Annotated in this window: 10 protein-coding genes; 3 read left to right on the top strand and 7 right to left on the bottom strand. The window is 52.8% G+C overall.

Features of this window, described 5'->3' with window-relative positions:
* Positions 1 to 100: 100 nt before the first annotated feature.
* Complete coding sequence (locus tag CYQ09_RS14505; protein ID WP_106746108.1) at positions 101 to 1,375, bottom strand: RsmB/NOP family class I SAM-dependent RNA methyltransferase; 1,275 nt, start codon at positions 1,373 to 1,375, stop codon at positions 101 to 103.
* Between the two features lie 68 nt (positions 1,376 to 1,443).
* Between CYQ09_RS14505 and CYQ09_RS14500 the strand changes: the two genes are divergently transcribed.
* The 3 genes from CYQ09_RS14500 (at position 1,444) to CYQ09_RS14490 (ending at position 3,323) form a co-directional block, all read left to right on the top strand.
* Positions 1,444 to 1,620, top strand: coding sequence for a DUF1674 domain-containing protein (locus CYQ09_RS14500; protein ID WP_106358553.1), 177 nt, complete (start codon positions 1,444 to 1,446; stop codon positions 1,618 to 1,620).
* A gap of 145 nt (positions 1,621 to 1,765) precedes the next feature.
* Positions 1,766 to 2,029, top strand: a complete 264-nt coding sequence (locus CYQ09_RS14495; RefSeq protein ID WP_106746107.1) for a hypothetical protein — start codon at positions 1,766 to 1,768, stop codon at positions 2,027 to 2,029.
* Positions 2,030 to 2,204: 175 nt separating this feature from the next.
* Positions 2,205 to 3,323: a polysaccharide biosynthesis/export family protein gene (locus CYQ09_RS14490; protein ID WP_106746185.1), complete on the top strand. Its 1,119-nt coding sequence runs from the start codon at positions 2,205 to 2,207 to the stop codon at positions 3,321 to 3,323.
* A 5-nt stretch (positions 3,324 to 3,328) separates the two neighbouring features.
* On the opposite strand, the gene CYQ09_RS14485 is transcribed toward CYQ09_RS14490, so the two are convergent.
* From CYQ09_RS14485 to gmd, 6 genes are all read right to left on the bottom strand, one after another.
* Positions 3,329 to 5,551, bottom strand: coding sequence for a calcium-binding protein (locus tag CYQ09_RS14485; RefSeq protein ID WP_106746106.1), 2,223 nt, complete (start codon positions 5,549 to 5,551; stop codon positions 3,329 to 3,331).
* Positions 5,552 to 5,985: 434 nt separating this feature from the next.
* A complete protein-coding gene (gene galE, locus CYQ09_RS14475) occupies positions 5,986 to 6,999 on the bottom strand; it encodes a UDP-glucose 4-epimerase GalE (RefSeq protein WP_106746104.1) in 1,014 nt (337 codons plus the stop codon).
* A complete protein-coding gene (locus tag CYQ09_RS14470) occupies positions 6,999 to 8,849 on the bottom strand; it encodes a M10 family metallopeptidase (protein ID WP_162617688.1) in 1,851 nt (616 codons plus the stop codon). The genes galE and CYQ09_RS14470 overlap by 1 nt, the downstream gene beginning before the upstream one ends.
* A 160-nt stretch (positions 8,850 to 9,009) precedes the next feature.
* Positions 9,010 to 10,434: a mannose-1-phosphate guanylyltransferase/mannose-6-phosphate isomerase gene (locus tag CYQ09_RS14465; protein WP_106746102.1), complete on the bottom strand. Its 1,425-nt coding sequence runs from the start codon at positions 10,432 to 10,434 to the stop codon at positions 9,010 to 9,012.
* The gene (fcl, locus tag CYQ09_RS14460) at positions 10,434 to 11,402 is read right to left on the bottom strand and encodes a GDP-L-fucose synthase (RefSeq protein ID WP_106746101.1); all 969 of its coding nucleotides are present in this window, start codon (positions 11,400 to 11,402) and stop codon (positions 10,434 to 10,436) included. Before fcl ends, CYQ09_RS14465 begins: the two co-directional genes overlap by 1 nt.
* A 1-nt stretch (position 11,403) precedes the next feature.
* Positions 11,404 to 12,525, bottom strand: coding sequence for a GDP-mannose 4,6-dehydratase (gene gmd, locus CYQ09_RS14455; RefSeq protein ID WP_106746100.1), 1,122 nt, complete (start codon positions 12,523 to 12,525; stop codon positions 11,404 to 11,406).
* Between the last annotated feature and the right edge of the window lie 99 nt (positions 12,526 to 12,624).

The following is a 12,624-nucleotide window of genomic DNA, read 5'->3' as shown; positions in this document are numbered from 1 at the left end:
GATAGAAAATGATTGCCGTTAAGTCACTAAAACTTCTTAACCTAAGCGCGGACCTGCCAAGGCGATGAAGTCGTTTGAAGAAACGGGGCCTTATGAATGATTATTTTGCTTTTTGTAGAACGGCCATATAAAATCCATCCATTCCGCCAAGGTCAGGCCAGTAGTCAGGGCGCAGACGCAGCCCGCCTTCTTCGGTGATCCATTCTGGCTCAATCCCGGGGACGTTCAGTGCCTCGGTGTCAATCGTCAAGTCTGAATGACGCGCGAGAGCTTCCTCGACTTGCACTTCACCTTCGTCGGGTAGCAAAGAGCATGTACAAAACACCAGCCGCCCGCCCGGTTTCAGCAAGCCTAGCGCGTGATCAATCATCGTTTCTTGTTGATCAATCAATGCGCCAAACTCTGACCCATCTTTAGCGTATGGCAGGTCAGGGTGCCGCCGAATAGTTCCCGTCGCAGAACAAGGTGCGTCAAGTAAGATTGCGTCGAACCCAGTTTCCTCAAACGCAAAGGCGTCGCTGACCACGGTGCGGGCTTTTAGCCCGACACGCGTTAGATTCTCTTGAACCCGTTCCATGCGCCGTTCGGACAAGTCTACTGCTGTTACATCTGCACCCGCAGCAGCCAATTGCATCGCTTTGCCGCCGGGGGCTGCGCAAAGATCAAGAACCCTAAGGCCCTTCACATCACCCAACAGCTTCACTGGAATTGCCGCGGCAGCATCTTGGACCCACCAATCGCCAGCGTCATATCCGGGCAACGACGTCACCTGACCAGCGTTTGTGATACGTACGGAACCTGTTGGCAGAACGGTGCCGCCAGTTGCTTTTGCCACGGCGTCAGCATCGGTCTTTGTCGTTAGATCAAGCGGGGCGCCACTAAAGTGTGCTGTTTCCATGCCAACAACCGCCTCGCGGCCCCATGCCGCAACCAGCGGCTGGCGTAGCCAACCGGGCGTCAGCGGTACTGCACGCTTGCCCCAGCCTTCGGGGCCTTCAGCCGCGATTTTACGTAGGACGGCATTTGTTAGGCCCTTCATCGCTTGGGTGCGTTTGTTCCGTGCCACGATTTCCACGTATGCATTCACGACACCATGCGCCGCTTCGCCACCGCACAATTCGATAACCCCAAGGCGAAGCGCGTTCATTACATGATCAGGCGGCGTCTTTTTCAGGTATGGTTTTAGCATCCGATCCGCACGGTCCAAGCCGCGCAATGCGTCTGTCGCTAGGCGCTGGGCGCGTGCGCGGTCATCATTGGCTAATTGGTTCAAGGCACCGCCCGCTATCAGTTCTGCCATCAGGCGACCTTCGGTCGTGATCTGCATCAATAGATGATGCGCGGTGCGTCGGGCAGGCAAACCTGTTTGATTCATGGGGTATCTCTTGATGCTGGGTGTAAGCGGGGTATATCAAAGCCATGCCGCCGACAAGGAGAGTCCAAATGCCCGATCAAGACAAAGACCAGTCTACGCCAGCGCAACGTGCACTTGCCGAAGCCGAAGAGCGCCGTAAAAAAGACGCAGCGCAGGGGCTTCCTACCGAACTGGGTGGACGCGATGGACCCGAGCCGGTTCGCTTTGGCGATTGGGAGCGAAAAGGGATCGCCGTAGACTTTTAATCGCGAGAATCGGCAACATTTTGCCCTCTCTAAGCGGATTCTGGCATGAAATTACCATCCCAAATTATACGTATTAGGTTTTCGTAATTCTTTGGCTACATCGGTTTTGAGCCACTCATGGTTCTAACAAAAAGGGATGTAACCTATGAAAATCGAGGCACTTATTACTGCGATTGCTGTGTGCGTTTCTTCAGCCGCTTATGCGTCGGACGAATGCACTTCAGAGCTTGTGGATGTCAAACTGGAGCAGGCAAAAGAAGCGATCCAAATCATCGGCCAAAATGACCCCGATCTTATGTTTGCCGTGGTTAGCGAGTTTCAAGAAAATATAACTGTTGCCCAAGCGTCTGCCGAAATGGCACCGCTTTGCGAGACATACGACGCTGTGATTGCAGCAGTCGAAGGGTGAATTCTTTCGGCAAGGGGGCAAATTGGCTCCCTTGCTTTTGTACCTTTGTTGGAACCAATTTGCCACTATCATCGGTTTTGTAATTTTTCACTCTCTCTTTTCACGGTTAATTAGGATAATTGTGGAAAAAAATGATATCGTCATCAACGAATGGCGGTCGATTGATGGAGAGAGCATGCGTTTCACTTTGCATCGGGCACTGTTGCTGGGCCTGTCTTTGTTGACTGCTGGCTGCAGTCTTCCCCGTGGTGCCGGGTTCCAATCCGAGGTTTTAGCCGCGTCAAACGCAGGTAATCGCGAGGAAGGTGAAGAGCCGGTTTATGACTTTGAAGTTATTGAAGTCACCCGCGACACCCTACCTGTTATTAATGCTTGGCCCAACCATGATTTCTATCCGTATCCTTGGATTGCAGCACAAGAACAACCAGCATCATTAATCATTGCACCCGGTGACACGGTTCAATTGACCATTTGGGACGCCGAAGAAAATTCGCTATTGTCTGGAACTGGTCAGCGCGCAACGCCTTTACAAGAAACGCAGGTCGGATCTGATGGTCGCATCTTTGTACCTTATATTGGTGATATGCGGATTTCGGGCATGTCCGCGATGACAGCGCGCGGGCGTGTTGAAGAAGAACTGAGCAAAACGATCCCGTCTGCACAAGTTCAGCTTGTGGTGACGCCGGGCCGCCAAAATATGGCGAACCTTGCTTCTGGCGTGGGTGCGCCTGGTTTATATGAATTGCCTGACCGAAACTTTAAGTTGTTAGATTTGCTTTCATTGGCTGGTGGTGCGAACCCCGCCCTCGCAAATCCGCAAGTGCGTTTGATCCGGGATGGCCGTACGTATGGCATATCGCTTGAGCGGCTGTTGGAAGAACCCGCCCAAAACACAACCATGCGCGGCGGTGACCGGGTTATGATCATTGCGGATGATCGCAAATTTTTGTCATTGGGTGCCACGGGCACCGAAGCCGTGCACGAGATCACCGAAAAAGACATGACCGCGCTTGAAGCAATGTCACGTGTTGGTGGCGTGAGTGATGGGACCGCGAACCCGAAGGGGATTCTAATTATGCGCGAATATGATACGTCAGTTGTGCGCGACGATACGACAGGCCCCGCGCAAGAACGCGTTGTGTTTACGATAGATCTTACCTCTGCTGATGGGCTTTTTTCGGCTGGTAAATTTATCATCCAAGATGACGATCTCATCTATGGCACCGAAAGTGCACTTGGGCCCGCGCTCACTGTGTTTGGACTGGGGCAATCAATCGCATCACTTGCAAACTGATTGCGTCAGAACAACGTAATATCATCGGCAAGTGCGCTGGGGTTGGTCACGTTTTCGATCACCAGCGCATTGCCGTCGCCGAAATCTATGGTCATCTGATCACCATCAAGATCCCCGTAGATCAAAATCAGATCATTGGCTGAGGTAAGGCCGGTCCAAAGGTCTGGGCTGAGGGTGATGTGATCTTCGCCTTGGGTGAAGTCTCTGATTGTGTCGAGGCCCCCATTGAAAATGAACTCATCTGCGCCAGCGTCACCGAACAAAATGTCATTTCCAGCGCCACCATCGATCACGTCATTTCCCGTGCCGCCGCGTAGAATATCTTGTCCTGTGCCGCCACTGAGGGTGTCCGCGCCAGCGCCACCAAACAAGATGTCTGCACCGGCATTACCAAAGATCGTATCACTACCGCTTCGGCCTAGAATTGTGTCATTACCGGTTTCGCCTGAAATGATATCGTTACCACCGCCGCCTATGACGACATCGTTACTCGCACCACCATTTAAGGTATCGTTCGTGTCCTGCCCGATGATGAAGGGTGCGCGCCCCTGTGATGTATCACTGTTTCCAGCGATAGCATCGCGTAGTTCGCTAAGGTTTCCCACAGTGATGACACCGATGCCAGTCATCAGATTGATGACTGCCGGATCGTCGTTATCGCCGGTTGGGGGATCAAGGTCTGGCGGCGGCGTATAAGGCCCAGGATAGCCAGGCGTCACAGTCTGGGGAATGCGTGTAATTCCGATCAAGTCGGCGTTGGTAAAATCGCGGTAGTCGATAGGCCCGCCGTCCGCGCTTTGAACGATTAAAACGTCTTCTCCGTAACTGATCTGAACGCCGTTTGTTAGCATTGTCATCGTCAACTGACTTGCGTCGCGCAGCATTGGCCACAGGGAGAGGTCAATAGAATCTTCGCCGAGCGAAAAGTCAGTAATCGTGTCTGTCGCACCATCTGCGGACAAAATAAACACGTCGGCACCTGCCCCCCCGGTTAGCACATCGCTGCCACCACCATCGCGTAGAATGTCGTCGCCTGCGCCGCCGCGCAGGACATCACCCCCAAGTTCACCTTGTAAGATGTCACCACCATCCGACCCTATCAGCACATCACCAGCAAGGGTTGCCGTCGCGGTCATGCCTGCTGGTCCTGTTGAGAACCGCAGTTTTGTTATCCCGATTTCACTGCTGCTTGCGACATAGATATCTAAGCCGTTTCCCTGTCCGCTAACCGCAATTGCACTAATGTTATCCAGTCCCATTTCCGTCGTATCGGCGATGTGAGCGCGTGGTAAAAGCTGACCGCCTTCGAGTAGAACGAACACGCTTATCCCGTCATCTGCGCCTCCTGCGATGACGAAGGTTTGGCCGTTATGGTTGATTACCTCTAGCGCTGAAATCCCACCGAAACGTGTTTCAAGGTCATCGAGCACATGATCGCGCAAGATCATATTGCCGTCTGGATTTAGTTGCATGACCGAAATGCTGTCGCTTCCTGCAGCCCCCAGCACCACATAGGTCTGCCCATTCACGACAGTGGTTGTCATCACTGTTGGTGCGTCAATCCAAAGTTCTTGATCAGTCCCTAGATTGTCAACGGCTGATAGGGCCCCGGTTTCGTCAATTGACCAGCTGGTAACGCCATTGCCTGTCATGCTCGCGGTTAAAAGAATATTTTGCCCGTCTACTGCTGCGGTGGCCGTCGCCGATATTTGATCGGTATATGTTCCTGCAATCCCCGCCGTTGTTGTTTGCGGGGAAATTGCGCCTGAGCTGTCGAAGGTGATTTGGCCTAAACCATCGGCGCAAATCAGGCCGCCGTAAACGGCAAAGCTGCCTGTTCCTAAATCCACCGTAGTAAAATGCTGATAACCGGTCAGTTGCTCGACCGATACAGCCAAATCGAGGTTAAATGCGCCGTTCGGATCAAGCGTGATAATTTGCGGAGCGGACTGGGTGCCATTACTGGTGAACAACGCCGTATTGCCGCCATCGCTCAGAACGCTAAGGGTCGCCACACCACCAGCTTGCAACGCGCCATCAAAGGGTTGGATATCAATGTTCTCTGGTGTTGCGCCGTCGATGTTCCAATTGCTTAAAACACCGTCTCCTCCAGTGGTACTGTACAAAACTTGCCTGCCATTAACTGAAACCAAAGCAAGGTCTGTTACGTGTGAATGTGCGAACGCGGCCCCAGAATTGAGGTAACTTATCAAAGTGATTTGTGACATGTGTGGTCCCCCCCAGGACCTGAAACAGTCGTCTGGGGGTCAGCATTGCGCTATGGCTCGTCGCTTGCGTGTTTCAAATGCGGCAGGACTAGGGATATTGCCTTGAAGTTACTTCAATGTTTGGCCAAATTTTATCGAACTCTATTGGCTGCACAAAGCCAGAGCGCGGCGGCGCTGATTGTTACTGGCAGTCACATCGCGCGATATGCAGATATGTTTACCCGTGATGCGCATTGGTCGTTCGGCCGTATTTTTTCGCAAATTGTTGATCAGGTGCCCGGCGTTAACCTTGGATTTACTGAAATAGTGACAAAACGCACATACATTTGCATACGGCCAGACCGTAGTCAAAAGTAGGGCGCTTTAGATTGGTTGACGTTTAACAATTTATGTCTGTGGGCTTCCCGTGCAGCAACGTGCGGGAAGCCTATTCTTTAGTTATCGTATCCGTTTGGATTGGCAGATTGCCACGCCCAAGTGCTTGCCGTCATGTCGTCCAGTCCGTGCTCTGCGGTCCAGCCAAGTTCTGCAGCGGCGCGGGATGCATCGGCTTGCATCGCAGCGATGTCGCCTGCCCGTCGCGGGGCTTGCTTTGTTTTGATTGGGCTTCCGCATGCACGTTCAAATGCTGCGACCATGTCGCGAACGCTATAGCTTTGGCCGGTACCGATGTTGAATGGCCGTGCACCGGTGGATTTATCAGCGTAATTTATTGCGGCGACATGGGCGCGCGCCAAATCGACAACATGAATATAGTCGCGCAAACCTGTGCCATCGGGCGTGTCGTAATCTTCGCCAAATACTGTCAACGCGTCCCGCTTGCCCACGGCGACTTGCGCGATGAATGGCATAAGGTTGTTGGGAATGTCTTTTGGGTCTTCACCAATTTTCGCAGAATGGTGCGCGCCCACTGGATTAAAGTAACGCAGTAATACCGCTGAAGTACCTGCGGTGGCTTTCGCCCAGTTGGTTAGAATATTTTCGGCCATCAATTTTGATTGACCGTATACCGACATAGGGGCCGTTGGATGGGCTTCGTCATAGGGGAGGTAGACCGGTTCGCCGTATACCGTGGCCGAGGATGAGAAAATGATGTTTTTACAGCCGACCCGATCCATCGCATGAAGGAGCGCGAGTGTCCCGCCAACGTTTACATCGTAATACAGCAGTGGTTTTTCTTCGCTCTCACCGACAGCCTTCAGCCCAGCAAAGTGAATCACTGCTTCGGGACGGAAGTCTTGCATCACGCGGTTTAGGATCGCTGGATCACGCACATCGCCTGTAAAGTCCGTGACATTTCCATTCGACAAGCCGCGCACACGGTTAAGAACTTCGGGTGTGGCGTTAGAGTAGTTATCGAGTACACAGACATCGTGGCCTTGGGCCATGAGTTCAAGAAGAGTGTGACTGCCGATATACCCGGCGCCACCTGTTACAAGCACACGCATTAGAGAATAAAATCATCCGTACTCAGACCCGTTACCCCAGTGACAAGAATCGCAATCTCGGCTGTGCCATCAAGGTCGCGGTCAATTTCAATTGTGGTGTCAAAACCGTTGCCGGCAACGACTAATGTGCCGGGTACCGTAAAATCTGCATCGAATCCAGAAATATCGATGACATCAATGCCAACCTGAAAGTCAGTAATCGTATCGGCACTGCCTGCCCAACTGTCGCTAGCGGCGGCAAAGATAAATGTATCCGTGCCAGCGCCACCCGTCATGATATCTTGGCCCATACCACCTAAGATGTAGTCTGCCCCATCGCCGCCGTTTATGGTGTCGTCGCCACGTCCGCCAGATAGATCATCGCTACCGGCATTGCCGTTGATCGTGTCGTTCCCGCTTCCGCCGAATATCGCATCAGCATCTGAACCGCCGTTCAGCGTATCATAACCACTTCCGCCATAAACAGTGTTCGTTCCACTTTCGGTTTCAACCGTATCGCTGCCAGAGTTACCGTGGAGCGTGTCGTTGCCGGTTCCACCGTCCAAATCATCATCGCCGCCGTTCCCGGACAAGGTATTGGCACTGTCGTTGCCGGTCAGTGTGTCGTTTCCAGATCCACCGCTTGCGTTTTCAATCACGACGCCATTGGCAATTGTGAAGCCACCGGAAATTCCGTCGGCAGCTGAAATAAAGCCGCCGCCGCCTACTTCGTATTGTAGCGTGGCCGGGCGAAGGTCGATGTTTACATCGCGGTTCCCGGTGTAGCCAATCGTATCCTCTCCGCCAGTGTCCCAGATGGCGAGCCAGCTTGTGCCACTGTTTGCACTGTTGCTGTCAGGCAATTCGTAAAAGCTGTCGCCATTGGCATAGGTCGTGTTGGCACCATATATTTCTTGAAGCACCGCGATATCCAAGGCCATCGGTCCAGCAGCATCACCATATGAGTTGCTGTTTGAAGGGGCTTCGTTGTAGCCGCCATTATACGACATGATTGTATAGACGGCTTGGTTTAAATCGTAATCGCCATAGTCCCCAAAAGGGAAACCTGGGGCGCTGGGATCTAAGCCGCTTAAGATCAAAGAGCCGTCGTGTGGGTGAGCGAGGCCCATGCCATGAAGCGCTTCGTGTACTATGGTGGAAAAACCTAGCCCACCTACCTGAAGACCGTTTGTGTCCCATCCGTATCCACTGGCGTTAAATACGCCGACGCTGGATGACGAGCCGTTAGGATAATAGAAATATCCCAGCAATCCGTCGTTATTCAGTTCATTCGTGTCAAGAACGACCTGAAAGTCGGAATTTGCATTAGTAGATTCTACAAATGTAATATCCGCTACAGCTGAGATCGAAGCAAGCGCGGTCATAAACTGCGAACGTTCGTAAGCAGACCAACCCTCTGATGTGATGCCATCGCGTTCGTCGCCATTGGTGACAAAGTAAACTGTAATTGGTTCGTTGGTGTCTGTGCGCTGAGTTCCACCATCAAGGGTGTCGACTGGTGTTGGCGCAGTTACCGCAACTGCTCCAAGTCGATATGTGCCAGAGCCGCTATCATTGTATGCTGCTGCTTCAACATAGAACGTACCACCTGCCTCGTTTCCGATTGTCGTCTGCGAATTATAATTGCCGCCGCTGTCATCGTCTTGTGCGATAAGGCTACCCGTTGCATCATAAACGCGAAGATAAGGGTCGATTAACGAAACTCCTGTTAACGAGATTTGAACATATTCCTCGGGATCCAAGTCAATCTTGACCCAATCGCGGTCACCAGATGTTTCGAGGGTGTCTGAATAAATCCCCCCAACGGAGAGTGTGGCAGTTGTCGTCGTGTTATTGGGAAGATCAGGCATTCTGTAATCTCTTTTACGCAAGTACTCGGGCATTCCGGCACGTGCTTTTCGCCGAAAAATATGGCGAAATTCGGTGCGCAGCACATATTCGTTGCCGCACTTTCTACAAGCAGAAGCGCGCTGTCAAACTTTGCTATTAAATAGAGCGGTTTATCGCGGATCAGGTTCTTGCATAAACATCTTCGTGACGAATAATATCGTCTTCTCCAAGATAGCCTCCGGTTTGCACTTCGATCAATATCATGTGCAATTTGCCGGGGTTTTCAAGGCGATGCTGTGCGCCAAGTGGTACGTAGATTGATTGGTTCTCGGACACCAGACGAATACTGTCGTTTATGGAAACCTTGGCTGTTCCTTGAACGACAATCCAATGTTCTGACCTATGATGATGGGATTGCAGCGACAACGATGCGCCCGGGTTTACGACGATCCGTTTAACTTGAAACCGATCCCCCATCGCAAGGCTTTCAAACCACCCCCATGGCCTGTGGTCTTTGGGAAAGCGCTCAGCTTGCGGCGCATGGTTCTTTTTCAAAATTCTGACGGCGCTTTTCACATCTTGCGTTCGGCTTTTGTGAGACACCAGCACAGCATCAGGCATTGCAACTGCGACAATATCATCTAGCCCAATCGCGACGATGGCTTGGCCTTCGACTTCGGACCGTAGCAACGTGTTTTCACAATCAATGGCAGTGGCTGCGCCAGATAGCGACAACCCTTTTGTTTCGGTTTCACGCCAAACGGCGGCCCAATCGCCAAGGTCAGACCAGCGTCCAGCATAGGGGACAACTGATAGGTTGTCGGCCTTTTCCATCACGGCATAGTCGATCGAGATGCTTGGCGCGGCGGTCCATGGTTCGGGGGCGAGGCGGAGAAAGCCAAGGTCAGGCTTCGCCTCATTCACGGCAGCATTTACCGCCGCGTACATGTCGGGCGCATTTGCGCGATATGCGTCCAAGATCGTCTGGGCCGAAAACAAAAAGATGCCTGCGTTCCAAAGATAGCAGCCCTCGGCCAACATCGTGGCAGCTTCGGTTGCGTTTGGTTTCTCTACAAAAGATTTAAGAGGGCGTGGTTCTTGGGTATTTCCGGGCGCGCGCTCTAATTGAAGATAGCCGTACCCTGTTTCGGGACGATCGGGTTTGATCCCGAACGTAACAAGATCGCCCGTTTCTGCGGCGGGAACAGCTGATGAGATGGCGTTTGAAAATGCATCGTCATCAGGGATAACGTGATCTGATGGCGCAACAAGCATGAGGCCTTTGGGGTTGGTTTCAGAAATGTGCAGCGCAGCGGCTAAAATGGCAGGTCCTGTGTCTTTCCCAGTTGGCTCAATTAGAACCGCGCCGGGGTCGATGCCGATTTCGTCTAATTGCTGGACGACGGTGAAACGAAAGCTATCGCCCGTTACCACGACAGGCGCAGCATAGCGTGCTCCGTTTAACCTTTTAACGCTGGCTTGGAATAGACTCGTTGAACCAATCAAAGGTGCAAACTGTTTCGGATAGCTTTTACGGGAAAGTGGCCACAGTCGTGTGCCTGAGCCGCCGCATAAAATGACCGGAGTAATGGTTTGTGGTTCCATTATGCGTACCTTTGGGGTGCGCCCGACTTTGTTTGCGCAACATACCAGTCGTATGTTGAGCTGAGCCCGTCACGCAGGTTGATTTGTGGTTTCCATCCAAGGCGGGCTAATAGATCTGTATCAAGCAACTTGCGCATCGTCCCATCGGGTTTGGTGGTGTCAAATGTGATCGTTCCTGAAAATTCGGCTGTATGTCCGATCATTTGGGCCAGTGCGCTGATTGTTATGTCTTGGCCCGTTCCTACGTTGATATGGCTTTGCATCGGTAGCGTGGCGTTTGCATATTCGTGTTGGTCTAAATTCATTACAAACAGAGCAGCATCTGCCATGTCGTCCGCGTGCAGAAATTCACGTTTTGGGGTGCCGGTGCCCCAGATGGTTACGCTTTCGTCGTTGTTTTGAACGGCGGCATGAAAGCGTGCGATCAAAGCGGGCAAAACATGCGCGTTTTGGGGATGAAAGTTGTCACCGGGACCGTAAAGGTTTGTTGGCATGATGGACCGGTAGTCAGTGCCGTACTGCCGATTATAGCTTTCGCACAGCTTGATCCCGGCGATTTTCGCAATCGCGTAGGGTTCGTTCGTGGGTTCGAGCGGACCAGTTAACAATGCGGCTTCTGTTATCGGTTGCGCAGCTTCGCGCGGGTAAATGCATGACGACCCAAGGAACAGTAGTTTGTCGATCCCCGCGGCGTGGGACTGGTGAATCACATTTGCCGCGATCATCATGTTTTCGTAGATAAACTGTGCGGGATAGGTGCTGTTTGCCATGATGCCGCCAACACGTGCGGCTGCAAGGATCACGGCATCTGGGCGTTCGCGTTGTAGAAACTGACGCACGGTGCTTTGGTCGGTTAGGTCTACTTGTGCACGGGTGGCGGTGATGACTTCGTGCTTAGCTTCCTTTAGTAGCTGCCGGATGATGGCGCTGCCGACCATACCGGTGTGACCGGCTACATAAATGCGCATGTTATGCCTCTACCGTCATGGGTAGGCTAAGCCCGTGTTCCTGCAGTAGCGCGTGACGTCGTGCTGTTTTTAGGTCCTCGGCCACCATTTCAGCGCACATCTGTTGCGCTGTGATTTGGGGCGACCACCCTAGCTGCGTCTGTGCCTTTGTTGGATCGCCTAGCAATGTGTCCACTTCGGCGGGCCGGAAATAGCGTGGGTCGATTCGCATGATCACGTCACCGGGTTTGACCGACGCGGCACGGTCGCTTGTTACGGCTGTCACGGTCGCGGTTTCATGGATGCCTTGGCCCTTAAATGCCAGTTGCAGTCCCAATTCTGCCGCGCTCCAACGGATATAGTCGCGGACAGAATGCTGGATTCCGGTGGCGATCACGTAATCCTCTGGGGTGTCTTGTTGCAGCATCATCCACTGCGCACGTACATAATCTTTGGCGTGCCCCCAATCGCGCTGGGCGTCGATGTTACCCATGTAAAGGCAGTCCTGAAGGCCCATCGCCACGTTGGCTAGCCCGCGTGTGATCTTGCGGGTCACAAAGGTTTCGCCGCGGCGGGGGCTTTCGTGGTTAAACAAGATCCCATTGCAGGCAAACATGCCATAAGCCTCGCGGTAATTCACGCATGTCCAATACGCGAACATCTTTGCGACGGCGTAGGGACTGCGGGGATGGAACGGGGTCTGTTCCGTTTGGGGGCTTTCGCGCACTTGGCCATAGAGCTCAGATGTTGATGCCTGATAGAACCGCGTCTTCTTTTCTAGCCCAAGAAAACGGATTGCTTCGAGAAGCCGGAGCGCACCCATTGCGTCCACATCAGCGGTGTATTCCGGCGCCTCAAAGCTAACCGCGACGTGGGATTGTGCGCCAAGGTTATAAACCTCGTCCGGTTGCACTTGCGCGATGATGCGAGTCAGGTTCGAACTGTCGGTTAAATCGCCGTAATGCAGGATGAATCGCGCGTCGTCTGTTTGTGGGTCTTGGTAAATGTGATCGATGCGGGCGGTATTGAACTGTGACGCGCGCCGCTTGATCCCGTGCACCTCGTACCCTTTTTCAAGCAGTAGTTCGGCCAGATACGACCCGTCTTGACCGGTGATCCCGGTAATCAACGCACGTTTAACCATTAACAGCCTCCGATGCCGCGTAGCGATTCGTTAACTACGTTGGTGCCGGAGAGGTCTTAACGACGCGTTAACCGTCGTACGGTGGGTGCAGGGATCGTT

Origin of the sequence: Yoonia maritima (assembly GCF_002933395.1) — a bacterium.
In the GTDB taxonomy this organism is placed as follows: domain Bacteria; phylum Pseudomonadota; class Alphaproteobacteria; order Rhodobacterales; family Rhodobacteraceae; genus Yoonia; species Yoonia maritima_A.
This window is presented reverse-complemented; position numbering and strand designations above follow the sequence as displayed.

Coding starts and splice junctions, on each gene's coding strand:
- CYQ09_RS14505 (WP_106746108.1), bottom strand. CDS start 1,375: ATGAATCAAACAGGTTTGCCTGCCCGACGCACCGCGCATCATCTATTG.
- CYQ09_RS14500 (WP_106358553.1), top strand. CDS start 1,444: ATGCCCGATCAAGACAAAGACCAGTCTACGCCAGCGCAACGTGCACTT.
- CYQ09_RS14495 (WP_106746107.1), top strand. CDS start 1,766: ATGAAAATCGAGGCACTTATTACTGCGATTGCTGTGTGCGTTTCTTCA.
- CYQ09_RS14490 (WP_106746185.1), top strand. CDS start 2,205: ATGCGTTTCACTTTGCATCGGGCACTGTTGCTGGGCCTGTCTTTGTTG.
- CYQ09_RS14485 (WP_106746106.1), bottom strand. CDS start 5,551: ATGTCACAAATCACTTTGATAAGTTACCTCAATTCTGGGGCCGCGTTC.
- galE (WP_106746104.1), bottom strand. CDS start 6,999: ATGCGTGTGCTTGTAACAGGTGGCGCCGGGTATATCGGCAGTCACACT.
- CYQ09_RS14470 (WP_162617688.1), bottom strand. CDS start 8,849: ATGCCTGATCTTCCCAATAACACGACGACAACTGCCACACTCTCCGTT.
- CYQ09_RS14465 (WP_106746102.1), bottom strand. CDS start 10,434: ATGGAACCACAAACCATTACTCCGGTCATTTTATGCGGCGGCTCAGGC.
- fcl (WP_106746101.1), bottom strand. CDS start 11,402: ATGCGCATTTATGTAGCCGGTCACACCGGTATGGTCGGCAGCGCCATC.
- gmd (WP_106746100.1), bottom strand. CDS start 12,525: ATGGTTAAACGTGCGTTGATTACCGGGATCACCGGTCAAGACGGGTCG.